At 69.9% G+C, this 24,301-nt stretch carries 20 protein-coding genes; 15 read left to right on the top strand and 5 right to left on the bottom strand.

Going from position 1 to position 24,301, the window contains the following annotated elements:
* Positions 1-24 precede the first annotated feature (24 nt).
* The 6 genes from coaD to mutM all read left to right on the top strand — a co-directional run bounded on the left by coaD (position 25) and on the right by mutM (position 4,570).
* Positions 25-504: a pantetheine-phosphate adenylyltransferase gene (gene coaD, locus ABD366_RS25145; RefSeq protein WP_324767434.1), complete on the top strand. Its 480-nt coding sequence runs from the start codon at positions 25-27 to the stop codon at positions 502-504.
* A 91-nt stretch (positions 505-595) separates the two neighbouring features.
* Positions 596-1,726, top strand: a complete 1,131-nt coding sequence (locus tag ABD366_RS25140; protein WP_324767477.1) for a F0F1 ATP synthase subunit B — start codon at positions 596-598, stop codon at positions 1,724-1,726.
* A gap of 169 nt (positions 1,727-1,895) precedes the next feature.
* Entirely contained in the window at positions 1,896-2,534 is a 639-nt protein-coding gene (locus ABD366_RS25135; RefSeq protein WP_324767476.1) for a YceD family protein, read from the top strand.
* 2 nt (positions 2,535-2,536) lie between these two features.
* Positions 2,537-2,710 carry a 50S ribosomal protein L32 gene (gene rpmF, locus ABD366_RS25130; protein WP_030361955.1) on the top strand — a complete coding sequence of 58 codons (174 nt, stop codon included), beginning with the start codon at positions 2,537-2,539 and terminating at the stop codon, positions 2,708-2,710.
* A gap of 7 nt (positions 2,711-2,717) precedes the next feature.
* Entirely contained in the window at positions 2,718-3,536 is an 819-nt protein-coding gene (gene rnc, locus ABD366_RS25125) for a ribonuclease III (RefSeq protein ID WP_324767433.1), read from the top strand.
* A gap of 164 nt (positions 3,537-3,700) precedes the next feature.
* Complete coding sequence (mutM, locus tag ABD366_RS25120) at positions 3,701-4,570, top strand: bifunctional DNA-formamidopyrimidine glycosylase/DNA-(apurinic or apyrimidinic site) lyase (protein WP_324767432.1); 870 nt, start codon at positions 3,701-3,703, stop codon at positions 4,568-4,570.
* Here mutM and ABD366_RS25115 read toward each other — a convergent pair.
* Positions 4,543-4,923 (bottom strand): winged helix-turn-helix transcriptional regulator, encoded by a 381-nt coding sequence (locus ABD366_RS25115; protein ID WP_324767431.1) that lies wholly within the window; start codon positions 4,921-4,923, stop codon positions 4,543-4,545. The genes mutM and ABD366_RS25115 overlap by 28 nt on opposite strands.
* Positions 4,924-5,008: 85 nt before the next feature.
* Complete coding sequence (locus ABD366_RS25110; protein WP_324767430.1) at positions 5,009-6,274, bottom strand: CAP domain-containing protein; 1,266 nt, start codon at positions 6,272-6,274, stop codon at positions 5,009-5,011.
* A gap of 133 nt (positions 6,275-6,407) precedes the next feature.
* Here ABD366_RS25110 and ABD366_RS25105 point away from each other — a divergent pair, with 133 nt between their 5' ends.
* The 4 genes from ABD366_RS25105 to ABD366_RS25090 all read left to right on the top strand — a co-directional run bounded on the left by ABD366_RS25105 (position 6,408) and on the right by ABD366_RS25090 (position 12,949).
* Entirely contained in the window at positions 6,408-6,689 is a 282-nt protein-coding gene (locus tag ABD366_RS25105; protein WP_324767429.1) for an acylphosphatase, read from the top strand.
* 385 nt (positions 6,690-7,074) lie between these two features.
* Positions 7,075-7,278, top strand: coding sequence for a hypothetical protein (locus ABD366_RS25100; protein WP_324767428.1), 204 nt, complete (start codon positions 7,075-7,077; stop codon positions 7,276-7,278).
* Between the two features lie 227 nt (positions 7,279-7,505).
* Complete coding sequence (locus tag ABD366_RS25095) at positions 7,506-11,288, top strand: AAA family ATPase (RefSeq protein WP_324767427.1); 3,783 nt, start codon at positions 7,506-7,508, stop codon at positions 11,286-11,288.
* A 236-nt stretch (positions 11,289-11,524) separates the two neighbouring features.
* The gene (locus ABD366_RS25090) at positions 11,525-12,949 is read left to right on the top strand and encodes a sugar porter family MFS transporter (RefSeq protein WP_324767426.1); all 1,425 of its coding nucleotides are present in this window, start codon (positions 11,525-11,527) and stop codon (positions 12,947-12,949) included.
* An 89-nt stretch (positions 12,950-13,038) separates the two neighbouring features.
* Here ABD366_RS25090 and ABD366_RS25085 read toward each other — a convergent pair whose 3' ends face one another.
* Both ABD366_RS25085 and ABD366_RS25080 read right to left on the bottom strand, forming a co-directional pair.
* Positions 13,039-14,016, bottom strand: coding sequence for an LLM class flavin-dependent oxidoreductase (locus ABD366_RS25085; protein ID WP_324767424.1), 978 nt, complete (start codon positions 14,014-14,016; stop codon positions 13,039-13,041).
* A gap of 82 nt (positions 14,017-14,098) precedes the next feature.
* Positions 14,099-15,544, bottom strand: coding sequence for a cytosine permease (locus tag ABD366_RS25080; protein ID WP_324767423.1), 1,446 nt, complete (start codon positions 15,542-15,544; stop codon positions 14,099-14,101).
* 209 nt (positions 15,545-15,753) lie between these two features.
* Here ABD366_RS25080 and ftsY point away from each other — a divergent pair, with 209 nt between their 5' ends.
* A complete protein-coding gene (gene ftsY / locus ABD366_RS25075) occupies positions 15,754-16,956 on the top strand; it encodes a signal recognition particle-docking protein FtsY (RefSeq protein WP_324767422.1) in 1,203 nt (400 codons plus the stop codon).
* Between the two features lie 115 nt (positions 16,957-17,071).
* Here the strand turns inward: ftsY and ABD366_RS25070 are convergent, their stop codons facing one another.
* The gene (locus ABD366_RS25070; protein ID WP_324767421.1) at positions 17,072-17,740 is read right to left on the bottom strand and encodes a bifunctional DNA primase/polymerase; all 669 of its coding nucleotides are present in this window, start codon (positions 17,738-17,740) and stop codon (positions 17,072-17,074) included.
* A gap of 460 nt (positions 17,741-18,200) precedes the next feature.
* Here ABD366_RS25070 and nsdA point away from each other — a divergent pair, with 460 nt between their 5' ends.
* From nsdA to ABD366_RS25050, 4 genes are all read left to right on the top strand, one after another.
* Positions 18,201-19,679 carry a transcriptional repressor NsdA gene (gene nsdA, locus ABD366_RS25065; RefSeq protein WP_324767420.1) on the top strand — a complete coding sequence of 493 codons (1,479 nt, stop codon included), beginning with the start codon at positions 18,201-18,203 and terminating at the stop codon, positions 19,677-19,679.
* A gap of 320 nt (positions 19,680-19,999) precedes the next feature.
* Positions 20,000-21,352 (top strand): ammonium transporter, encoded by a 1,353-nt coding sequence (locus ABD366_RS25060; protein ID WP_324767418.1) that lies wholly within the window; start codon positions 20,000-20,002, stop codon positions 21,350-21,352.
* Positions 21,349-21,687, top strand: coding sequence for a P-II family nitrogen regulator (locus tag ABD366_RS25055; RefSeq protein ID WP_116509391.1), 339 nt, complete (start codon positions 21,349-21,351; stop codon positions 21,685-21,687). The genes ABD366_RS25060 and ABD366_RS25055 overlap by 4 nt, the downstream gene beginning before the upstream one ends.
* Positions 21,688-21,718: 31 nt before the next feature.
* Complete coding sequence (locus ABD366_RS25050; protein ID WP_324767417.1) at positions 21,719-24,244, top strand: [protein-PII] uridylyltransferase; 2,526 nt, start codon at positions 21,719-21,721, stop codon at positions 24,242-24,244.
* Positions 24,245-24,301: the final 57 nt, after the last annotated feature.

Raw genomic sequence — 24,301 nt, 5'->3', positions numbered from 1 at the left:
GGACCGGAGAGCGAGGGACTTCCCGTGCGCCGCGCAGTCTGTCCCGGGTCGTTCGACCCCATCACCAACGGCCACCTCGACATCATCGCCAGAGCCTCCAAGCTGTACGACGTCGTGCACGTCGCAGTGATGATCAACCAGTCCAAGCAGGGCCTGTTCGCGGTCGACGAGCGGATCGAGCTGATCCGCGAGGTCACCGCCGAATTCGGCAACGTGGAGGTGGAGTCCTTCCACGGCCTCCTCGTCGACTTCTGCAAGCAGCGCGACATTCCGGCCATCGTGAAGGGTCTGCGCGCCGTCAGCGACTTCGACTACGAGCTGCAGATGGCCCAGATGAACATCGGTCTGTCGGGCGTCGAGACCCTTTTCGTGCCCACCAACCCCACCTACAGCTTCCTGTCCTCCTCGCTGGTCAAGGAGGTCGCGGCCTGGGGCGGCGACGTATCGCACCTGGTCCCGCCGCTGGTGCACGAGGCACTGACCGAGCGCCTCCCCAAGAAGTGACACCCACCCGCCAGTTGGGCATACAGTCGTCCCGTCCGTCTCCAAACCCCCTGTCACCTCGGTGACAAGACGAGAGAGTGGCGAGCACACGGTGGACGTGCAGAAGAAGCTCGACGAGATCGTCGCCGCGGTCGGCAGCGCCCGGTCCATGCCCATGTCGGCATCGTGCGTGGTCAACCGCGCCGACCTGCTCGCGATGCTCGAAGAGGTGCGCCAAGCGCTGCCCGGCTCCCTCGCGCAGGCCCAGGAGCTCATCGGCGGCCGTGAGCAGATGGTCGAGCAGGCCCGGGCGGAGGCCGACCGGATCATCGAGACGGCGCACGCCGAGCGCGGCTCGCTGATCTCCGACACCGAGATCGCCCGCCGCTCGCAGAACGAGGCGGAGCGGATCCTCACCGAGGCCCGCCAGGAGGCCGAGGAGGTCCGCGCGGAGGCCGACGACTACGTCGACTCCAAGCTGGCCAACTTCGAGGTCGTGCTCACCAAGACCCTCGGCTCGGTCGGCCGCGGCCGCGAGAAGCTCCTCGGCACCGGTCCCGGCACGGACGAGCAGGGATACGAGGACGCGGACGCCCCCGAGCGCAGCCACGACCCGGAGACCCTGCGCCGCGACGCCGACGCCTACGTCGACACCAAGCTGGGCGCCTTCGAGGCGGTGCTCGCCAAGACCCTGGACGCCGTCGGCAAGGGCCGGCAGAAGCTGCACGGCCGGCTCGCCAGCGACGACCTCGGTGCCCTGTCCATGGACGGCGAGGGCGGCCCCCAGGCGCACACCAGCGACGCCGACTACCTGGCGGGCCTCGCCGAGATCGGTGGCCAGGACCAGACCCAGGGACAGTCCCGGAACCCGGCGCAGGGCCAGGAGCAGCAGCCCGACCCCACGGCCGTGCCGCAGATCCCGGCCCAGCAGCCGCAGCAGCCGGCCGACGCGTACGCCCAGCAGCAGGATCCGTACGGCTACCAGCAGCAGGGGTACGGACAGCAGGACCCGTACGCCGCCTACCAGCAGCAGGACCCGTACGCGTACCAGCAACCGCAGCAGGATCCCTACGCCGCGTACCAGCAGCAGGATCCGTTCGGGTACCAGCAGCCGCCGCACCAGGACCAGCAGCCGCACCACGACCAGCAGCAGGACCAGGCCGGCGCGCTCGACGAGACCAGTCTCTTCGACACGAGCATGATCAGCCTGGAGCAGATGCGCCAGTACGAGCAGGGCCGCTGACGCCGCTGCTCCCGGGGTCGTCGCGGGGTGGCCGGGACCGGATTGGGCCGAGAGCGAATGGTCCAGTACCCTGGTTCTTCGGTCGCGCGTACACGTGTGATCTCAAGCTGCCCGGAAAGTTCGCGGTGGCGACCCCCATGAGTTTCGAAGATCGAAAGCAGGAACAGCCCTGAGTACTCGCCTCGACCACCACAACCCACTTGTGTTCGATACGCACGAGCTGGGCCGGCGTCCTGGTGCCATGCAGCGGTTGTCCCGCACGATCGACGCTCCCCGGGACTTCGGTATCCAGGGAGTCATCGAGGTGCCGGAAGGCGCCCCGGTGGAGCTCGAGCTCCGACTGGAGTCAGTCATGGAAGGGGTGCTTGTCACAGGCACCGCCCGTGCACTGGCGAAGGGGGAGTGCGTAAGGTGTCTGGAGCCGATCGGCCTCGACGCCGATGCGGACTTCCAGGAGATGTTCTCGTACCCTGACGCCGACGACCGGGGCCGTGTGAAAGCGGAACCGGGCGACGACGCCGAGGACGACGAGGACAGGCTCTTTCTCGAGGACGGCCTGTTCGACCTCGAGCCCGTGCTGCGTGATGCGGTGGTGCTCGCACTGCCGATGCAGCCGGTGTGCCAGGACGACTGCGAGGGACTGTGCTCCGAGTGTGGGGTGCGGCTCGCGGACGAACCGGGACATCATCATGACGCCGTCGACATCCGTTGGGCGGCTTTGCAGGGACTCGCTGGATCCATCCAGGACGGCGAGAAGGACGAGCTGAGCGGCGCCGAGTCGGGCGTCGACGAGAAGCAGGAGAAGTAGCCGTGGCTGTTCCGAAGCGGAAGATGTCGCGCAGCAACACGCGCCACCGCCGGTCGCAGTGGAAGGCTGCGGTCCCCACCTTGGTTTCGTGTGAGCGTTGCCAGGAGCCCAAGCTGCAGCACATCGCGTGCCCCGCTTGCGGCACCTACAACAAGCGCCAGGTCCTCGAGGTCTGAGCGGCTGGTGAGAGGCACAGTGGCTAGCCATAAATCGGCGGATGACGCCAAGAAAAAGGCCGACACCACAGCCTCGTCCCACACGCTTCTGGAAGGGCGGCTCGGGTACAAGCTCGAGTCCGCCCTTCTGGTGCGTGCGCTGACGCATCGCTCGTACGCGTACGAGAACGGCGGACTGCCCACGAACGAGCGCCTGGAGTTCCTCGGTGACTCCGTGCTCGGCCTCGTGGTCACCGATACGCTCTACCGCACCCACCCCGACCTGCCCGAAGGCCAGCTGGCCAAGTTGCGGGCCGCGGTGGTCAATTCGCGTGCACTGGCGGAGGTCAGCCGCGGGCTGGACCTGGGCTCCTTCATCCGGCTCGGCCGGGGCGAGGAAGGCACGGGCGGCCGGGACAAGGCGTCCATTCTGGCCGACACCCTTGAAGCGGTGATCGGCGCGGTCTATCTGGATCAAGGGCTGGACGCGGCCGGTGAGTTGGTGCACCGGTTGTTCGACCCGCTGATCGAGAAGTCCTCGAACCTGGGAGCCGGCCTGGACTGGAAGACCAGTCTCCAGGAGCTCACGGCGACCGAAGGGCTCGGCGTTCCCGAGTACCTGGTCTCCGAGACCGGCCCCGATCACGAGAAGACCTTCACTGCTGCCGCCCGCGTCGGAGGCGTCTCGTACGGCACCGGCACCGGCCGCAGCAAGAAGGAAGCGGAGCAGCAGGCCGCCGAGTCCGCGTGGCGTGCGATTCGCGCTGCCGCGGACGAGCGGGCCAAGGCGGCGGCTTCGGCCGCTGCCTCCGACCCGGCAGCGGCCGACACCGCCCCCGGCGTCTGATCGCTGCGCTTCCTGTGCCCGTCCTCATCGGCTCCGGCCGGTGGGGGCGGGCGTTTTTCAGCGGCCTGAGGTCGTGTTGTATGCGCGGCTCGGCGGGGCTGGTCGCACAGTTTCCCGCGCCCCTTCCAGGGCTCATCGACCCGCCCCTTTTTCTGGAGGAAACCGTGCCTGAGCTGCCCGAAGTAGAGGTTGTTCGACGCGGGCTCGCGCGGTGGGTGGCGCACAGGACCGTCGCCGGCGCGGAGGTCCTGCACCCCCGCTCCGTACGCCGTCACATCGCGGGCGGTGACGACTTCGCGTCCCGCCTCGTGGGGCAGCGGATCGGTGAGCCCAGCCGACGGGGCAAGTACCTCTGGCTGCCGCTCGAGACGACGCACATGTCCGTGCTCGCGCACCTCGGCATGAGCGGCCAGCTCCTGGTCCAGCCGCACGACGCTCCGGACGAGAAGCACTTGCGCATCCGCGTCCGGTTCGCCGACGACCTCGGTACCGAGCTCCGCTTCGTCGATCAACGCACCTTCGGCGGACTCTCGTTGCACGAGACCGCCGAGAACAGTGCGGACGGTCTGCCCGACGTCATCGCGCACATCGCCCGCGACCCTCTGGACCCGCTCTTCGACGACGCCGCCTTCCATGAGGCGCTGCGCCGCAAACGCACCACGATCAAGCGGGCGCTGCTCGACCAGTCACTCATCAGCGGTGTCGGCAACATCTACGCGGACGAGGCGCTCTGGCGCGCGAAGCTGCACTACGAGCGCCCCACCGCCGGGCTCACACGCCCGCGCACGGCCGAACTCCTGGCACACGTGCGGGACGTGATGAACGCGGCACTCGCGGTCGGCGGGACGAGCTTCGATTCGCTCTATGTGAATGTGAACGGCGAATCGGGCTACTTCGACCGCTCCCTCGACGCATATGGACGCGAGGGCGAACCCTGTCGGCGCTGTGCCACGCCGATGCGCCGCCGGGCCTGGATGAACCGGTCGAGCTACTTCTGCCCGCGCTGTCAGCGCGCCCCGCGCGTGGCGTCGTAGCGCCGGCGCGCCACCAGAACGTCGTCCATCCGCCCCTCCACGAAGTGGATGAGGGAGAGCAACCGGTCGGCCACTTCCCGGCCCAGCGGCGTCAGTTCGTAGTCCACGCGCGGCGGGTTCGTCGGCTGGGCCTCGCGGTGCACCAGACCGTCGCGCTCCAGCGCGTGCAGAGTCTGGGACAGCATCTTCTCGCTCACGCCGTCCACCCGGCGGCGCAGTTCGTTGAAGCGGAGCGAACCCTCGTGCAGCGCCCCGAGCGTGAGCGCGCCCCAGCGGCCCGTCACGTGCTCCAGCGTGCCGCGCGAGGGGCACGCCTTGGAGAACACGTCGTAGGCGAGGTCGATAGTGTCCATACGCCGAGAGTACTCCGGACAGCGCGCTCCGACGGGTTGCGCTATCCAGGAGTAAGCGCGAGGGGCGAGTGTGACGGAACGGGGCTCAGAAGCCGAAGTCCTGCGTCCACCACGGGCCACCGGAACCGAAGTGCACACCTACGCCGAGGGTCTTGTAGTCGCAATTGAGAATGTTCGCCTTGTGGCCGGGGCTGTTCATCCAGGCCTCCATCACGGACTTGGCGTTGGCCTGGCCGCGGGCGATGTTCTCGCCGCCGAGGTTCGTGATGCCCGCCTTCTTGGCGCGGTCCCATGGCGTCGCGCCGTCCGGGTCCGTGTGGTCGAAGAAGTCCCGTGCGGCCATGTCCTCGCTGAACGCGGTCGCCAGCGCGGCGAGACCGCTGTCGGCGGTCACGGGGGAGCAGCCGGCCTTGGCCCGCTCCTGGTTGACGAGGGTCAGCACCTGCGCCGCGACCCCACCCTGCGACGACGGATCGGGCGCGGAGGCGGCCGGGGCCTCGGTCTTCTCGGGGGCCTTGGCCGACGGGCTCGCGCTCTTCGTCGTACCGGTGTCGCGGGCGGCGGACGTCTTGGACGGCGCCGGCTTCTTCGAGGGCTCGGCGGACGGCTTGGCCGGAGCGGACTTCGAGGGCGAGGCCGAAGGGGTGGCGCGCTCGGTGTTGCGGCTCGCGGCCGACGGGGCGCGGTCTTCGACCGGGCCGTCCGTGCCGCCCTGCGCCTCGACCGTGGGGGAGCCGGCGGCCTGCACCTTGCTTCCGTCGTGGTCGCCGCCGAACTTGTAGGTGTCGGTGCCCGGTATCAGCCCGGAGGCCACCGCGACCGCACCCAGGGCGACGGCGGCGGAGACACCGAGCAGCCCGGTGCGGACGGGGACACCGCTGCGCTTCTTGCGCCGGTGCGACCGGTTGTGCGGCTCCTGGGCCGAACCGCCGGCCGAGGATATGGAGCCGTAGACGCCGCCGGTCACGGTCGCGTCGTCGTCCGAGAAGCCCGAGAAGCCCGAGAGGCCTGAGAAGTCCGAGAAGTCCGACAGGTCCGGGAACGCGCGGTCCGGAGACGCCGGTACGTAAGAGGGCCCCGGTACGTGAGAGGGCTCCGTTACGTAAGAGGACTCTGGTATGTGAGAGGACTCCGGTATGTAGGGGGAGCGCGGCGAGGGTGCGGTGGCGTACCCGTGCCCCTGGGCCGCGGGGTACGACGTGCGGTACGACCCCGCCTGACCTGCGCCGTATGTCTCCCCGTACGTCTCGCCGTAGCGTTCGGCGTACGTTCCCTCGGGGTGGGTCTCCGGGGTGTCCGCGGCGCGGCCCGTGGCGGCGCGGCCGGCGTCGGAGCGTCGGTGGCGTCCCATGTGTGGCCTTCCTCGTCCTCGCGGTCGTCCATGTGACTCACCCGTACGAGTGAGGCTCATCGGTCCGCGACGGTACCGCAAGGCGCAAGGGGGCGAAGTGCCCCTTGTGCAATTGGCCGGTTAGCGTGCTCGCATGAACGAAGAGGTACGGCTGACGGCGTGGGTGCGGGGACGCGTCCAACGTGTGGGTTTTCGATGGTTCACCCGTGCGCGAGCCATGGAGATCGGCGGCCTGTGTGGCTTTGCTCTCAATTTGGAGGACGGCCGCGTCCAAGTGGTCGCCGAGGGGCAGCGGCAGGCATGCCAGCAACTGCTCGACTGGCTCCACGACGGCGACACACCCGGGCGCGTCGACGGTGTCACTGAGATCTGGGACACGCCCCGGGGCGGCTACGACGGGTTTGCCATTCGCTGAACCGTCACTGCTGGTGGGGCCCGGTACCCCCGGGAAACAGGTGCCACCGGCAACTGCTCGGGGCAGAAACGCCCTGGTGGTTGCCAAGGCGGGGCGCTCGTGGCAGGCTCCGGGAGAACGGAAGATCACTACGCCCTCAGGGCCCCGAAGGACAGGCCGCACCGGACCATTCACGGTGCGAGGCCCGCGGGTTGTCCGCCAATACGGGGCGTGATCGTGTTGACCGTCAAACTTTTTGGTGAGACTCTGGAATCCCCGCGCACCTTAGCTGTTTGGCATGTAAGAACGGCAGCAAAGACAACAAGAAGTGCCAAGCACCGCGGGTGCGAATCCCTCACGACCCACACCGCTTCGGTCGGTCACTCATTGTGGAGGACCATCCATCATGGCAAAGGCGCTTCTCGGTTACGTCGGCGGCAGCGACCCGCGACTCCTCTCCGAGATGCGACGGCTCCAGCAGCGCGTTCAGGACCTCGAATCCGAGCTCGGACGGATCCAGGCCGAGAACGACGCGCTCGCGGCTGCCGCTTCTCACGACTCTCTCATGGAGAGCATCGACGTACCCCAGGCGGAGCCGGCGCTCACCTGATCACGCTCAGCGACGCGCGTGAGCAGCTGCTCGTACCAGCCGCTTGACAGAAATACGCAAGGGACGCTTCGGCGTCCCTTCTTTCTGTTTTCCAGGCTCCTGTGCTTCGGTTTCAACGCCCCCCGCGCACCGAAGCGGTTTCTTAACGTCTGATGTGCCCTGCACGTTCAGCAGCGAAACCGTGGGTTCATGGAGTGAGACAGAGGTGCCGGGTAGAGTCCGACGGCGTGCATCTCAAGGCTCTGACCCTGCGCGGGTTCAAATCGTTCGCCTCGGCCACCACGCTGCGGTTCGAGCCGGGCATCACCTGCGTCGTGGGCCCCAACGGTTCGGGCAAGTCCAATGTCGTGGACGCCCTGAGCTGGGTCATGGGGGAGCAGGGCGCCAAATCGCTGCGCGGCGGCAAGATGGAGGACGTCATCTTCGCCGGCACCACCGGGCGCCCGCCGCTGGGCCGCGCCGAGGTGTCGCTCACCATCGACAACTCCGACGGCGCGCTGCCCATCGAGTACGCCGAGGTCACCATCACGCGGATCATGTTCCGCAACGGCGGCAGCGAGTACCAGATCAACGGGGACACCTGCCGTCTCCTCGACATCCAGGACCTCCTCTCCGACTCCGGCATCGGACGCGAGATGCACGTCATCGTCGGGCAGGGCCAGCTCGACGGCGTCCTGCACGCCGATCCCATGGGGCGCCGCGCCTTTATCGAGGAGGCCGCGGGTGTCCTCAAGCACCGCAAACGCAAAGAAAAGGCGCTGCGGAAGCTGGACGCGATGCAGGCCAACCTCGCCCGCGTCCAGGACCTGACCGATGAGCTGCGGCGGCAGTTGAAGCCGCTCGGCAGGCAGGCCGCCGTCGCGCGCCGCGCCGCCGTCATCCAGGCCGATCTGCGCGACGCGCGCCTGCGGCTGCTCGCCGACGATCTCGTACGTCTCCAGGAGGCGCTCAGCACCGAGGTCGCGGACGAGGCCGAGCTGAAGCAGCGCAAGGAAGCGGCCGAGGGCGAACTGAAGAAGGCGCTGCTGCGCGAGGGGCATCTGGAGGACCAGGTGCGGCAGCTGACGCCGCGGCTCCAACGGGCGCAGCAGAGCTGGTACGAGCTGTCGCAGCTGGCCGAGCGGGTGCGCGGCACGATCTCGCTGGCCGACGCGCGCGTCAAGAGCGCCACCTCCGCCCCTGTCGAGGAGCGGCGCGGGCGTGACCCCGAGGACCTGGAGCGCGAGGCCGCCCGGGTGCGGGAGCAGGAGGCCGAGCTGGCGGCGGCACTCGAATCGGCCCAGGTCGCGCTGGACGAAACGATCGCTCACCGGGCCGAACTGGAGCGCGATCTGGCCGTCGAGGAGCGGCGCCTGAAGGACGTCGCCCGCGCCATCGCCGACCGTCGGGAGGGTCTGGCCCGTCTGCAGGGGCAGGTCAACGCCGCCCGGTCGCGGGCCGGTTCCGCGCAGGCCGAGATCGACCGGCTCGCCGCCGCCCGGGACGAGGCACAGCAGCGGGCCGACTCCGCGCAGGAGGAGTACGAGCAGCTCAAGGCCGAGGTCGACGGGCTCGACGCCGGGGACGAGGAACTCGTAGAGCAGCTGGAAGGAGCCAAGGCGGCGCTCGCCGGGGCCGAGTCCGCGCTGTCCGCGGCGCGTGAGGCGGCCACGTCCGCGGAGCGGCGGCGGGCCGCTGTCGCCGCACGGCACGAGGCGCTGGCGCTCGGGCTGCGCAGGAAGGACGGTACGGGGGCGCTGCTCGGGGCGAAGGAGCAGCTGGCCGGGGTACTCGGGCCAGCCGCCGAGCTGCTGTCGGTGACGCCGGGGTTCGAGGTGCCGGTCGCGGCCGCGTTCGGCGTGGCCGCCGACGCGATCGCCGTCACCACACCCGCCTCCGCCGCGGAAGCGATCCGCCTGCTGCGCAAGCAGGACGCGGGCCGGGCGGCACTGGTCCTGGCCGGGGACCCGTCCGGGGGGTCTGCGGGGGAGCGGGGCGGCTTGCCCGGGGCAGCTGCTCAGGAGCGGGGTGGTCTGCCGGGGGCGTCTGCGCTGGAGCGGGATGGTCTGCCCGGGACCTCAGCGCTGGAGCGGGGCGGCCTGCTGGGAACAGCTGCTCAGGAACGGGGCGGCCCGTCGTCCGGGCCCGGTGCCGACCCGTCAGCCGCCCCCACCAACCGCCCGTCCCCCGAACCCGCCCCCGACCAGCGCCCCAGTAACCCCCCGGCCGCCGCCGAGCTGGTCCGTGGGCCCGCTGAGTTGATGCCCGCCGTGCGGCGGCTGTTGCGGGGGATCGTGGTCGTGGGGTCGCTCGAGGATGCCGAGGATCTGGTCTATGCGCGGCCCGAGCTGACCGCGGTGACCGCCGAGGGGGATCTGCTCGGGGCACACTTCGCGCAGGGCGGGTCCGCGGGGGCGCCCAGCCTCCTGGAGGTGCAGGCGTCCGTCGACGAGGCCGCCGCGGAACTGGAGGAACTGGCCGCGCAGTGCGAGGAGTTGGCCGAGGCGCAGCACGCGGCGATCGACCGGCGCAAGGAGTGCGCCGGGCTCGTCGAGGAACTGGGGCAGCGGCAGCGAGCCATAGAGCGGGAGCGTTCGGGCCGCGCCCAGCAGCTCGGGCGGCTCGCCGGCCAGGCGCGCGGCGCCGCGGGTGAGGCCGAGCGCAGCGCCACCGCGGCGGCCAAGGCGCAGGACGCGCTGGAGCAGGCGGCCATGGAAGCGGAGGAGCTGGCGGAACGGCTGGCGGTGGCCGAGGAGCAAGCCTCTGGGGAAGGAGGGGACGAGGAACCGGACACCTCCGCGCGGGACCGCCTCTCCGCCGACGGGGCCAACGCGCGGCAGACGGAGATGGAGGCCCGGCTCCAGGTACGTACGCACGAGGAGCGGGTGAAGGGGCTCGCCGGGCGGGCCGACTCGCTCGACCGGGCCGCCCGCGCCGAACGCGAGGCACGCGCGCGTGCCGAGCGACAGCGTGCCCGCCTGAAGTACGAGGCCGCGGTTGCCGAGGCGGTCGCGGCCGGCGCCCGCCAGCTGCTCGCGCACGTCGAGGTGTCCGTCACCCGGGCCGACGACGAGCGGACCCTGGCGGAGCGGGCCAAGGCGGAGCGGGAGCGGGAACTCGTCGCCGAACGGGCCCGTGGCCGCGATCTCAAGGCGGAGCTCGACAAACTCACTGATTCAGTTCACCGAGGCGAGGTACTAGGAGCCGAGAAGCGGCTGCGGATCGAGCAGCTGGAGACCAAGGCGCTGGAGGAACTCGGTGTCGAGCCGGCCGGGCTTGTCGCGGACTACGGTCCGGCCCAGCCCGTGCCGCCCTCGCTCCCCGCCGAGGGCGAGGAACTGCCGGAGGACCCGGAGCATCCGCGCAACAAGCCGCGTCCCTTCGTCCGTTCGGAGCAGGAGAAGCGGCTCAAGTCCGCCGAGCGCGCCTACCAGCAGCTCGGGAAGGTCAATCCGCTGGCTCTCGAGGAGTTCGCGGCGTTGGAAGAGCGCCACAAATTCCTCAGTGAGCAGCTGGAGGATCTGAAGAAGACGCGCACCGACCTCCTTCAGGTGGTGAAGGAGGTGGATGAGCGGGTCGAGCAGGTCTTCACCGAGGCCTACCGTGACACCGCGCGCGAGTTCGAGGGCGTTTTCAGCCGCTTGTTCCCGGGCGGTGAGGGGCGGCTGATCCTGACCGATCCCGACAACATGCTCACCACGGGCGTGGACGTCGAGGCCCGCCCGCCGGGCAAGAAGGTCAAGCGGCTGAGCCTGCTCTCGGGCGGCGAGCGGTCGCTGACGGCGGTGGCTCTGCTGGTCTCCATCTTCAAGGCGCGCCCCAGCCCGTTCTACGTGATGGACGAGGTCGAGGCCGCCCTGGACGACACGAATCTGCAGCGCCTCATCCGCATCATGCAGGAGCTGCAGGAGGCCTCGCAGCTCATCGTGATCACGCACCAGAAGCGCACGATGGAGGTCGCGGACGCCCTGTACGGAGTCTCCATGCAGGGCGACGGGGTGTCGAAGGTGATCAGCCAGCGGCTGCGCTGAGCATTCAAGAGTCGTCAACGGCCCACATAGTCCTCAGGCAGTCTTCAAGTCTTGAACTCAACTGCCACTTCAGTGCCTAAAAACTCACACCAGCCTCACTATTGACTTCGAAACTTGAAGGCATAGTCTTCGCAACGTTGCTTTTACCTTCAGGTGGTGGGCGGCGTGCAGTTGTGCGCCACTGGAAGGGCTCGCCCCCACCCCCGGCAGCGAGGCCGGTGGCCCGAGGAGTACACGTGACCAGCACAGAGGCACCTTCGTCAGGAGCCAGAAACGCCCAGCCCGATCACCTCGGGCACGTCATCTTCATCACGGCGGCGGCCGCGATGGGCGGCTTCCTGTTCGGCTACGACAGTTCCGTGATCAACGGCGCGACCGTCGCGATCCAGCACAAGTTCGACGTCAGCGCCGACACCCTGGGCTGGATCATCGCGTCCGCGCTGCTCGGCTGCGCCGTCGGTGCCGCCATCGCCGGACGCATCGCCGACCGCATCGGCCGTATCCGCTGTATGCAGATCGCCGCCTTCCTCTTCGCGATCAGCGCCATCGGCTCCTCCCTGCCCTTCGCGGCCTGGGACCTGACGATGTGGCGGGTCATCGGCGGCCTCGGCATCGGCATGGCGTCGGTGATCGGCCCGGCCTACATCGCCGAGGTGGCCCCGCCCGCGTACCGCGGCCGGCTCGCCTCGTTCCAGCAGGCCGCTATCGTCATCGGCATCGCGATCTCCCAGCTCGTCAACTGGGGCATCCTGAACATGGCCGACGGTGACCAGCGCGGCAAGCTGGGCGGCCTGGAAGCATGGCAGTGGATGCTCGGCGTCATGGTCATCCCGGCCCTGCTCTACGGGCTGCTCTCCTTCGCGATCCCCGAGTCGCCGCGCTTCCTGATCTCCGTGGGCCGCCACGAGCAGGCCAAGAAGGTCCTCGGCGAGGTGGAGGGCACCGGAATCGACGCCGACACCCGCATCGCCGAGATCGAGGCAGGCATGCGCAGCGAGCACAAGTCGTCCTTCAAGGACCTGCTCGGCGGCAAGTTCGGCTTCCTGCCGATCATCTGGATCGGCATCTTCCTGTCGGTCTTCCAGCAGCTCGTCGGCATCAACGTCATCTTCTACTACTCGAACCAGCTGTGGCAGTCCATCGGCAAGGACCCCTCCAGCTCGTTCCTGTACTCGTTCGAGACGTCGATCGTGAACATCATCGGTACGGTCATCGCGATGGTCTTCGTCGACCGCATCGGCCGCAAGCCGCTCGCGATCATCGGCTCCACCGGTATGGCGCTCGCCCTGTTCACCTGCGCCTGGGCCTTCTCGTACCGGACCGGCACCGGCGACAACGTCTCGCTGCCGAACGCGCAGGGCCTGACCGCGATCATCGCCGCCAACGCCTTCGTGCTCTTCTTCGCCCTGTCCTGGGGCGTGGTGGTCTGGGTGCTGCTCGGTGAGATCTTCCCGAACCGGCTCCGTGCCGCGGCGCTCGGTGTGGCGGCCTCGGCCCAGTGGCTGGCCAACTTCGCCATCACCAAGACCTTCCCGAGCATGTCCGAGTGGAGCCTGACCGGCTCGTACATCATCTACGGTGCCTTCGCCGCGATCTCCATCCCGTTCGTGATGAAGTTCGTGAAGGAGACCAAGGGCAAGTCCCTGGAGGAGATGGGCTGACAAGCGCCCCGCTCCCCGCGAGACCCGGGGAGATGGATCAAGTCCCCGCTGCCATCTCCCCGTTCACGTCACTGCCCCGGCTCACCGGCCTACGCCAGGTCCTTGAGCCGGGGCAGTACGTCTTCGCAGAACAGGTGGAGGCTGCGCCACCCCTCGTCGAGCGGCATCCCGCCCGACAGCGGATGCAGGACGTAGTTCTCGAGGCCCTGCGCCAGACACTCCTGCGGCGTGAGGATCCGGTAGACGCCCTCGGCGCGCAGTTCGTCGACCGTCGTCGCCGCCGATTTCACGGCGGACCGGATGTCCCTCGACTGCCAGGACGCGTACGTCCGCGCCTCGTGCAGAAAGTGCGCGCCGTACTCGGCCCAAGTGCGGTCCGGATCTTCGGACAGGTGCAGCAGAGACGTGGTCTTCGCGGGCATCATGGTCCAGCCCTCGGTGCCGTATTCGGCGAGCCGCTCCTTGTAGTACGCGTCCAGCTCCGGCAGATGCGCGCTCGGGAAGAAGGGCAGGCCGAGCCGGGCCGCCCGGCGCGCGGCCGCCTGCGAGGAGCCGCCGACCAGGAGGAGCGGGTGCGGCTGGGTGAGCGGGCGCGGGGTGACCCGTACCTGGCGCCCGCGGAAGGTGAACTCCTCGCCGGACCATGCCTTCAGCAGCGTTTCGAGCAGCTCGTCCTGGAGCTTGCCGCGCCGCGTCCACTCCACGTCGAACTGCGCGTACTCCTGTGGCCGGTAGCCGATCCCGGCCACCGTGACGAGACGGCCGCCGCTCAGCAGATCCAGTACGGCGATGTCCTCGGCGAGGCGGAGCGGATCGTGCAGCGGGCCGATGATCGCGGAGACGGTGACCGCGATGCGGCGCGTGGCGCCGAAGACCGCGCCGGCGAAGGTGAACGGGGAGGGCAGCCAGTTGTTGGCGGCGCCGTGGTGCTCCTCGGTCTGCACCGTGTCGACGCCCCGGTCGTCGGCGTACGAGGCCATCTCTACCGCCGCCTTGTAACGGGCGCTCAGCGACTCGGGGGTGCCATCGGGTTCGACCAGATTGAACCGTACGACGGAGACGGGCATCGAAAAGTCCCCCTTCACGCGGGCTCGGAACCCGGCTTCAGGCTTCAGGCCCGGGTGAAGGGGGACGGTAGCTGACGGGGCGTCAGACAGCCAGGGGTGCGGACTCCTTGCTGTCCTCCGGGGCCGTGGTGGTGTCCGCGGGCTTTGGCAGCGCGAGGTACAGCAGACCGGAGACCACGATCGTGACGACCCAGCCGAGACCGTACTCACCGATGAAGTTGTTGGTGGCGAGCGGCCCGGTGAACCAGTCCGACGTCGTGAACAGCAGGCCCGCGACGAGCCCGATCGCCCAGGAGATGACCGCGGCGGGGGAGAAACCGCCCTTGTACCAGTACGCGCTGGTGCGGCCCGTGTCGACGAGGGCGGCGGGGTCGTAGTGCTTGCGCGTGAACATGTCCGCGCCGAACACGCCGACCCAGGCCGAGAAGGCGACGGCGAGCAGCGACAGGAAGGCGATGAAGGAGCCCATGAAGCTCGTCGCGACCAGCATCAGGATGCCGCCGAAGATCAGCGAGATCACCGCGTTCACCGAGACGGCCCAGTGGCGCGGGACCTTGAAGCCGAGCGTCTGCGCGGTGAAACCGGCCGAGTACATCGACATGGCGTTGATCAGCAGCATGCCGACCAGAGCGATCAGCAGGTACGGCACCGCGATCCACATCGGCAGGATCTCGCCGAGGAAGGAGACCGGGTCGGCGGCCGAGGCCAGGTCCGGGGTGGACACCGCCATGACGGCGCCCATCAGGACCATCGGCAGGACGACGATGCCGGCGCCGCCGATCGAGTTCCGCACGATCGCCGCGGAGGAGGCCGTGCGCGGCAGGTAGCGGGTGAAGTCGGGGGAGGACGGGATCCAGCTGACGCCGCCCGCGGCGATCATGCCGATACCGGCGACCATCAGGGACGTCTGGCCCGCGGGCCGGCCGAAGACCTCGGACCAGTCGGTGTCGACGATCAGATAGATCAGCACCATGACCGAGAAGAGGCCGAAGAGGTACGTCGCGTACTTGTTGCACTTCTGCACGGCGTTGATGCCGAGGCCCGAGATCGCGAACGTGGCGACCACGAAGCAGAGCAGCGTGAGGATCACCAGGAAGTCGTTCTGCCGGATGTCGAAGCAGATGTCCAGGACGGTGAGCACGGCGTACGCGCCCGTCACCGCGTTGATCGTCTCCCAGCCCCAGCGCGCCACCCAGATCAGCGAGCCGGGCAGCAGGTTGCCGCGCTGACCGAAGACCGCCCGGGACAGCGCCATACCCGGGGCGCCACCGCGCTTGCCCGCGATACCGATCAGGCCCACGAGCCCGTACGACACCATGGGCGCGGCGACCGCGACGACGACGGCCTGCCAGAAGTTGAGCTTGTACGCCACGACGAGGCTCGCGCCCATCGTGAGCAGCAGCACGCTGATGTTGGCCGCGACCCACGTCGGGAACAGTTCGCGGGTCTTGGCGGTGCGCTCGGCATCGGGGACGGGCTCGATGCCGCGCGTCTCCAGGGCGCCTTCGGATTCGGCGGTCTTGCTCATGCGGTGGGGTTCCGTGCCTCTGTGGGGTGGGGCGGGGGGAGAGAGATCGCGTGGGGCGGGGGAGGGAGATCGCGATGGACTCTACGCGCGTTGATGCGACCTCTTCCATCGTAGTTTAGTCCGAGTAATACCCTCTGGAGACCTTTGTCCTTTGGAGGATGCGACGAGAGCGGCCCCGCCGGACCCTCATGACTGATACTGGACGCGTTATGGAAATCGTCATCCTTGCTGTAGTCATCGCCGTGGTCGTGATCGGCGCGCTCGGCGGGCTCGTGATCGGCAGCCGCAAGAAGAAGCAGCTGCCGCCCGCCCCGCCCTCGGCGCCCGACATCACCACCGCCCCGCCCACTGAGCCGCGCGTCGGCGACGAGGCCGAGACGCCGCGCGACGAAGCGCGGCGCACGATCGAGGAGGTCGACCTCCCGGTCGCCGAACCGGTCACCGAGGAGGTCATCGAGGAGCCGGCCGCTCCCGAGGTCGAGGTACCGGAGCCGACCGCGGGCCGCCTGGTCCGGCTGCGCACCCGCCTCTCCCGGTCACAGAACGCGCTCGGCAAGGGGCTCCTCACGCTCCTGTCCCGCGAGCACCTCGACGAGGACACCTGGGAGGAGATCGAGGACACGCTGCTCACCGCCGACGTCGGCGTGCAGCCCACCCAGGAGCTGGTCGAGCGGCTGCGCGAGCGCGTGAAGGTGCTCGGCACCCGCACCCCGGACGAGCTGCGCGGCCTGCTGCGCGAGGAACTGCTCGCCCTGCTCGTCCCCGAGTTCGACCGCACGGTCAAGACGGACTCCAACCTGGACACGCCGGGCATCGTGATGGTCGTCGGGGTCAACGGCACCGGCAAGACCACCACGACGGGCAAGCTCGCGCGCGTGCTCGTCGCCGACGGCAAGAACGTCATGCTCGGCGCCGCCGACACCTTCCGCGCCGCCGCGGCCGACCAGCTGCAGACATGGGGCGAGCGGGTCGGCGCGCGTACGGTGCGCGGGCCCGAGGGCGGCGACCCGGCGTCCATCGCCTTCGACGCCGTGAAGGAAGGCATCGCGGCGGGCGCGGACGTCGTGCTCATCGACACGGCCGGCCGGCTGCACACCAAGACCGGCCTGATGGACGAACTCGGCAAGGTCAAGCGCGTCGTGGAGAAGCACGCGCCGCTCGACGAGGTGCTGCTGGTCCTCGACGCCACGACCGGGCAGAACGGTCTGGTGCAGGCGCGGGTCTTCGCCGAGGTCGTCAACATCACCGGCATCGTGCTGACCAAGCTGGACGGTACGGCCAAGGGCGGCATCGTCGTGGCCGTGCAGCGGGAGCTGGGTGTGCCGGTGAAGCTGATCGGGCTCGGCGAGGGTCCGGACGATCTGGCGCCGTTCGAGCCGGAGGCGTTCGTGGACGCGCTGATCGGGGAGTAGCCGAGCAGCCCCGCTCGGAGCCCGCGAGGACTTCAGGGGGGCGGGGTGTGACGAGCCGGATCCCGGCTCGTCACACCCTGCCCCCCTTATTCGTTTGGTCCGGCTTGTCGTTTCGTCAGGCGCAGGGCGAGCGATGCGCCACGTACGCCAAGGTCCCCAGCAGCAGCCGTGCCTGCGGCGGCTGGGTCGCCGTGTCCAGGGACGGGGCGCGCAGCCAGGCCGCGGGGCCGAGGCCGCCACGGTCGGAGGGCGGGGCCGTGATGTACGCGCCCGGGCCGAGTGCGTGGAGGTCGAGCGTCGCGTCGTCCCAGCCCATGCGGTAGAGCAGGGTCGGGAGCTGCGCCGCGGCTCCGGGCGCCACGAAGAAGTGGGCGCGGCCCTCGGGGGTGGCGATCACCGGACCGAGGGGGAGGCCCATCCGCTCCAGGCGGATCAGTGCGCGACGGCCCGCCGGCTCGGGGACGTCGATGATGTCGAAGGCGCGGCCCACCGGGAGGAGGACCGACGCGCCGGGGAACCGGCTCCAGGAGGCGGTCACTTCACCCAGAGTCGCGCCGGCCGGTACCACCGCCGCCGGGTCCAGGGGGTGGGCGCCGGGTGCCGGGCAGTCCGTCTTGCCGCAGGAGCATGCTGGTCCCGCGGCACGTGCGCCGGGCACCACGTCCCAGCCCCACAGGCCGGTGAACTCGGCCACCGCGGTGCAGTCCGAAGTGCGGCCGGACGTGCGGCCGCGGCGACGTGTGCCGGAGCGCATCTCGCGAATGCCGCCGATCGTGAAGCCCATGCCCCCTCCAACGGGTCCAGCGAGCCGGTGGTTACGTGACGCAATCGAATCGTGACCCAGTGTGCGCACACCGCCTGGTCGTGGCGGCGCAGAGTCGCATCCGGGGTGGTGCGCCCGGTGTCGCGCGCCCTGGCGCACACCGTTTCGCCTACTTCCGGCTGTCGTATGTCAAGTGAATCGCGTGTGGCCGCCCTTGAGTTCATTCGAAGGGGTGGCGAATGGTGGCGTTTCCAGGTTCGCCCTCGCCGGAGGGGTGATCGTAGGATTACTTTCAGTACACGGCCCTTCGGGGTATGTGCACCCGTGGGTATGCCGCAGGCAAGTCGATTTCCTGTTCGAGGAGTGACAACTGCCGGACGGAGAGCCGTAGTTGACGGCATCCTGATAGGGCTTGCGGACAGAATGACCGACAGGGCGTGGCGTCGGGTGTCTTAGATGGCTTCAGGGATGGGGGCGTTCAGTGGGCGGCAGCGGCGGAAGCGTGACGAACGCTGAGAAGCGCCCGAACGAACTGCTCGGTTCGTGGTTCGTGCGCAGTGGCTGGTCGAAGGGCGAGCTGGCGCGTCAAGTGAACCGGCGGGCGCGGCAGTTGGGCGCGAACCACATCTCCACCGACACCTCGCGTGTGCGGCGCTGGCTCGACGGGGAGAACCCGCGCGAGCCGATCCCGCGCATCCTCAGCGAGTTGTTCTCCGAGCGCTTCGGCTGCGTGGTCGCCGTCGAGGACCTGGGACTGCGAGCCGCGCACCAGGCGCCCTCGGTGTCCGGCGTCGACCTGCCCTGGACGGGGCCGCAGACCGTCGCGCTCATCGGCGAGTTCTCGCGCAGCGACCTGATGCTGGCACGCCGCGGCTTCCTCGGCAGCTCACTCGCGCTCGCCGCCGGCCCCTCACTCATCGAGCCGATGCAGCGCTGGCTGGTGCCGGGTCCCGGCGGAGCGTCGGTCATGGAGTCCGAGTCCGCCGCGCAGCGCCGTGGGAACCGGCTGTCCAGGCCGGAGCTGGACCTGCTCGAGTCCACCACCGTCATGTTCCGCCAGTGGGACGCCCAGTGCGGCGGCGGCCTGCGCCGCAAGGCGGTCGTGGGGCAGCTGCACGAGGTCACCGACCTCCTCCAGGAGCAGCAGCCCGAGGCCACGACGAAGCGCCTGTTCAAGGTCGCGGCCGAACTGGCGGAGCTGGCCGGGTGGATGAGCTACGACGTGGGCCTGCAGCCCACCGCCCAGAAGTACTTCGTGCTCGCCCTGCACGCCGCCAAGGAAGCGGGCGACAAGCCGCTCGGTTCGTACATCCTGAGCAGCATGAGCCGCCAGATGATCCACCTCGGCCGCCCCGAGGACGCACTGGAGCTCATCCATCTCGCCCAGTACGGCAGCCGCGACTGCGCCGGCCCGCGCACCCAGTCCATGCTGTATGCGATGGAGGCCCGCGCCTACGCGAACATGGGGCAGCCCGGCAAGTGCAAGCGGGCCGTGCGGATGGCCGAGGACACCTTCACCGACGCCGACGACTGGGACGACCCGGACCCCGACTGGATCCGCTTCTTCTCCAAGGCCGAGCTGCACGGGGAGAACAGTCACTCGTTCCGCGACCTCGCCTACGTGGCCGGTCGCAGCCCTACGTACGCGTCGATGGCCGAGCCGGTCATGCAGCAGGCCGTCGAGCTGTTCGGCAAGGACATCGAGCACCAGCGTTCGTACGCACTGAACCTGATCGGCATGGCCACGGTGCACCTCCTCCAGAAGGAGCCCGAGCAGGCCACCGTCATGGCGGAGCGTGCGCTGGGGATCGCGAGAAAGGTCCGCTCCGAGCGGGTCAACACCCGGATCCGCAAGACCGTGGACACCGCGGTGCGCGACTTCGGGGACGTCGCCGAAGTGATCCAGCTGACCGAACAGCTGGCCGTCCAGCTCCCCGAGACCGCCGAAGCGGCAGTCTGACACTGCCCTGAACGCCGGCCGCGGCCGTCCGTCCCGTAACAGCCCGACTCGGCTCCCCTACGCCAGGTCATCGCGGACGGACGTCCGCGGCCGGTTTCTCGTGGCGCCGCTTGGTTGCGTCACGATAACGATCGGCACCGCCGCCATCCGGCACTTCATGTACGCGTAACACCCAGGACCTCTTCGTCACTGCGGCGAAACATCGAGGGGCACCCACGGAAACCGCGCTGCGCCAATGTTCTGGCGCATAACCGGCCCACCCCTCATGACCGCTTCAGGCTTCGCCCGCACGGGGCCGTACCAATGACGAGGAGACGCCGATGGCACCAGCCGCCATCACGCTCGCCGCGGAAGCACCCAAGCTCTCCGCCGCGAACACAGGCTTCATGTTGATCTGTTCCGCCCTGGTGATGCTCATGACGCCGGGCCTGGCCTTCTTCTACGGAGGCATGGTCCGGGTCAAGAGCACCCTGAACATGCTGATGATGAGCTTCATCAGCCTCGGGATCGTCACGATCCTGTGGGTGCTGTACGGCTTCTCTCTCGCGTTCGGCACCGACAAGGGATCGCTGATCGGCTGGGACGGCGACTTCGTCGGTCTCAGCGGGATCGGTCTCACCCAGCTCTGGGACGGCTACACCATCCCGGTCTATGTCTTCGCCGTCTTCCAGCTGATGTTCGCCATCATCACGCCCGCCCTGATCAGCGGCGCCCTCGCCGACCGCGTGAAGTTCACCGCCTGGGCCCTGTTCATCACCCTGTGGGCCACGATCGTCTACTTCCCGGTCGCGCACTGGGTGTGGGGGACCGGCGGCTGGGCCTTCGACCTCGGCGTCATCGACTTCGCCGGCGGTACGGCCGTGCACATCAACGCGGGTGCCGCGGCCCTCGGCGTGATCCTCGTCATCGGCAAGCGCGCGGGCTTCAAGAAGGACCCGATGCGGCCGCACTCGCTGCCCTGGACGATGCTCGGCGCCGGTCTGCTCTGGTTCGGCTGGTTCGGCTTCAACGCCGGTTCCTGGCTCGGCAACAACGACGGCGTCGGCGCGCTGATGTTCGTCAACACACAGGTCGCCACCGCCGCCGCCATGCTCGCCTGGCTCGTCTACGAAAAGCTGCGCCACGGTGCGTTCACCTCGCTCGGCGCCGCCTCCGGCGCGGTCGCCGGACTTGTCGCGATCACTCCTTCCGGTGGTGCCATCTCGCCGCTCGGCGCGATCGCCGTCGGAGCCATCGCCGGTGTGCTGTGCGCCATGGCCGTGGGCCTCAAGTACAAGTTCGGCTACGACGACTCCCTCGATGTCGTCGGCGTCCACCTGGTCGGCGGTATCGCCGGGTCCCTGCTCATCGGCTTCTTCGCCACCGGTGGCGGCCAGTCCGACGCGGCGGGCCTCTTCTACGGCGGTGGCCTCAGCCAGTTCTGGAAGCAGTGCGCCGGAGTCGGCGGTGTCCTCGCCTACTCGCTCGTCGTCTCCGCAATCCTGGCCTTCCTGATCGACAAGACGATGGGCATGCGGGTCAGCGAGGACGACGAGGTCGCCGGCATCGACCAGGTCGAGCATGCCGAGACCGCGTACGACTTCAGCGGCGCGGGCGGTGGCACCGCCGCCCGGGCGCCCCAGCCCGCCCCGTCCGCCACGACTGCTCCGAACACCAAGAAGGTGGACGCATGAAGCTCATCACCGCGGTCGTCAAGCCGCACCGGCTCGACGAGATCAAGGAGGCCCTCCAGGCCTTCGGCGTCCAGGGCCTGACCGTGACGGAGGCCAGCGGGTACGGCCGCCAGCGCGGCCACACCGAGGTCTACCGTGGAGCGGAGTACACCGTCGATCTGGTACCCAAGATCCGTATCGAGGTGCTGGTCGAGGACGACGACGCGGAGCAGCTGATCGATGTGGTCGTGAAGGCCGCGCGAACCGGCAAGATCGGGGACGGCAAGGTCTGGGCGGTCCCCGTCGAGACGGCCGTGCGGGTCCGGACCGGCGAGCGCGGACCGGACGCGCTGTAACCGATTCGACGGACGGAACGGGAGTCGCCGGGTGACGAGTGTGAACGACGTACGGACCGAAGAAGCGGACGACAAACCCAGCGGCTACGCGGCGGCTCGGCTGCGCCTCCTCCAGGGAGAGGCGCGGTCCGGGCCGCCGCGCCGTTCCGCCCTCGCGGAGCTCACCGACGACTGGCTGACGGAGCTGTTCGGCGCCGGGACACCGGGCGCGGGCGTCTCGCTCGTCGCCGTCGGCGGCTACGGACGCGGCGAACTCTCCCCGCGCAGCGACCTCGACCTGCTGCTCCTGCACGACGGCTCGGCCGACCCCGCCGCCGTCGCCGCGCTCGCCGACCGCATCTGGTACCCGGTCTGGGACCTCGGCCTCGCCCTCGACCATTCCGTCCGTACACCCGCGGAGGCACGCAAGACCGCGGGCGACGACCTCAAGGTGCAGCTGGGGCTGCTCGACGCCCGGCATCTCGTGGGCGACCTCGGGCTCACCGCCGGGCTGCGCACCGCCGTCCTCGCGGACTGGCGCAACCAGGCACCCAAACGCCTCCCCGAACTGCGCGAACTGTGCGAGGAACGGGCCGAGCGCCAGGGCGAACTGCAGTACCTCCTCGAACCCGACCTGAAGGAGGCACGGGGCGGGCTGCGGGATGCCACCGCACTGCGCGCCGTCGCCGCCTCCTGGCTGGCCGACGCGCCACGCGAAGGCCTCGCCGACGCCCGCCGCCGCCTCCTCGACGTGCGCGACGCCCTGCATCTGGCCACCGGCCGCGCCACCGACCGACTCGCCCTCCAGGAACAGGACCAGGTCGCCGCCGAACTGGGCCTGCTGGACGCCGACACCCTGCTGCGACAGGTGTACGAGGCGGCCCGCACCGTGTCGTACGCGAGCGACGTGACCTGGCGCGAGGTCGGCCGGGTCCTCAAGTCCCGCTCCGTACGGCCCCGCCTGCGGGCCATGCTGGGCGGCAGATCCGCGCCCGTGGAACGCTCGCCGCTCGCCGAGGGCGTCGTCGAGATGGACGGCGAGGTCGTCCTCGCGCGGGCGGCCAAGCCCGAGCGGGACCCGGTGCTCCCGCTGCGCGCCGCCGCCGCCGCGGCCCAGGCCGGGCTTCCCCTGTCGCTGCACGCGGTCCGGCGGATGGCCGCGGCCGCCCGCCCGCTGTCCACCCCCTGGCCCGCCGAGGCACGCGAACAACTCGTGACGCTGCTCGGCGCCGGACGCCCGACCGTCGAGGTGTGGGAGGCACTGGAGGCCGAGGGACTCATCACCCGGCTGCTGCCCGACTGGGAGCGCGTCCGGTGCCGGCCGCAGCGCAACGCCGTCCACACCTGGACCGTCGACCGGCACCTCGTCGAGACCGCCGTACGCGCGTCGGAGCTGACCCGGCGCGTCGGGCGGCCCGACCTGCTGCTCGTGGCGGCGCTGCTGCACGACATCGGCAAGGGCTGGCCGGGCGACCACTCGGTGGCCGGCGAGATCATCGCGCGGGACGTCGCGGCCCGGATCGGCTTCGACCGGGCCGAGGTCGCGGTGCTCGCCACCCTCGTCCGGCACCACCTGCTGCTCATCGAGACCGCCACCCGGCGCGACCTCGAGGACCCGGCCACCGTGCGAGCCGTCGCGGACGCCGTCGGCTCGCAAGGAACGCTGGAACTGCTGCACGCCCTCACCGAGGCGGACGCGCTGGCCACCGGCCCCGCCGCCTGGTCGTCGTGGCGCGGATCGCTCGTGACCGACCTGGTCAAGCGGGTCTCCGCGGTACTCGCCGGGGACGACCCCAGCGATCCGGACGCCCCTGACGCCGAGCCCACCGCCGAACAGGAACGGCTCGCCGTCGAGGCGTTCCGCACCGGCGGCCCCGTGCTCGCCCTGCGCGCGCAGACGGACGCGGTGCCTTCGCCCGAGGACACCTCCGAGGCGGCTGAGCCGGAGCCGCAGGGCGTCGAGCTGCTGATCGCGGTGCCGGACCAGCCGGGGGTGCTCCCGGCCGTCGCCGGAGTGCTGGCGATGCACCGACTGGCCGTGCGCACCGCGGAGCTGCGCTCCCTTTCGCTGCCCGAGGAATGGGGCCAGGGTGCGCGGCCACGCAAGGAGGAGAGCGGACGCCAGGAGGGCCGCTCGGTCCTGCTGCTGAACTGGCGGGTCTCCGCCGAGTACGGCTCCCTGCCGCAGGCCGCCCGGCTCCGCGCCGATCTCGTACGCGCCCTCGACGGGTCGCTCGACATTGCGGCCCGGCTCGCCGAGCGGGACGCCGCCTACCCGCGACGGCGCGGCGTGGTGGCACCGCCGCCCCGGGTAACCGTGGCCTCGGCGGGCTCCCGGCTCGCGACCGTCATCGAGGTACGGGCCCAGGACGCGCCCGGGCTGCTGCACCGGATCGGGCGGGCGTTCGAGGTCTCCGACGTCCGGGTGCGCTCGGCGCACGTCTCGACGCTGGGCGCCAACGCCGTGGACGCCTTCTACGTCACCGGACCCGAAGGGGCTCCGCTGCCGTCGGAGGAGGCGATCTCGGTCGCGCGATCGCTGGAAGGGGCCCTGCAGACGAGCCACTCCGGCGCCTGACGAAAGGGACCCGCGTCCGGACTTCGAGGTTCCCCTTCGATACCGGTCGAGGAGCCG

Origin of the sequence: Streptomyces kunmingensis (genome assembly GCF_039533535.1) — a bacterium.
Lineage (GTDB): Bacteria > Actinomycetota > Actinomycetes > Streptomycetales > Streptomycetaceae > Streptomyces > Streptomyces kunmingensis.
Note: the sequence above shows the minus strand (reverse complement) of the source record. Positions and strands in the feature narration are given on the sequence as shown.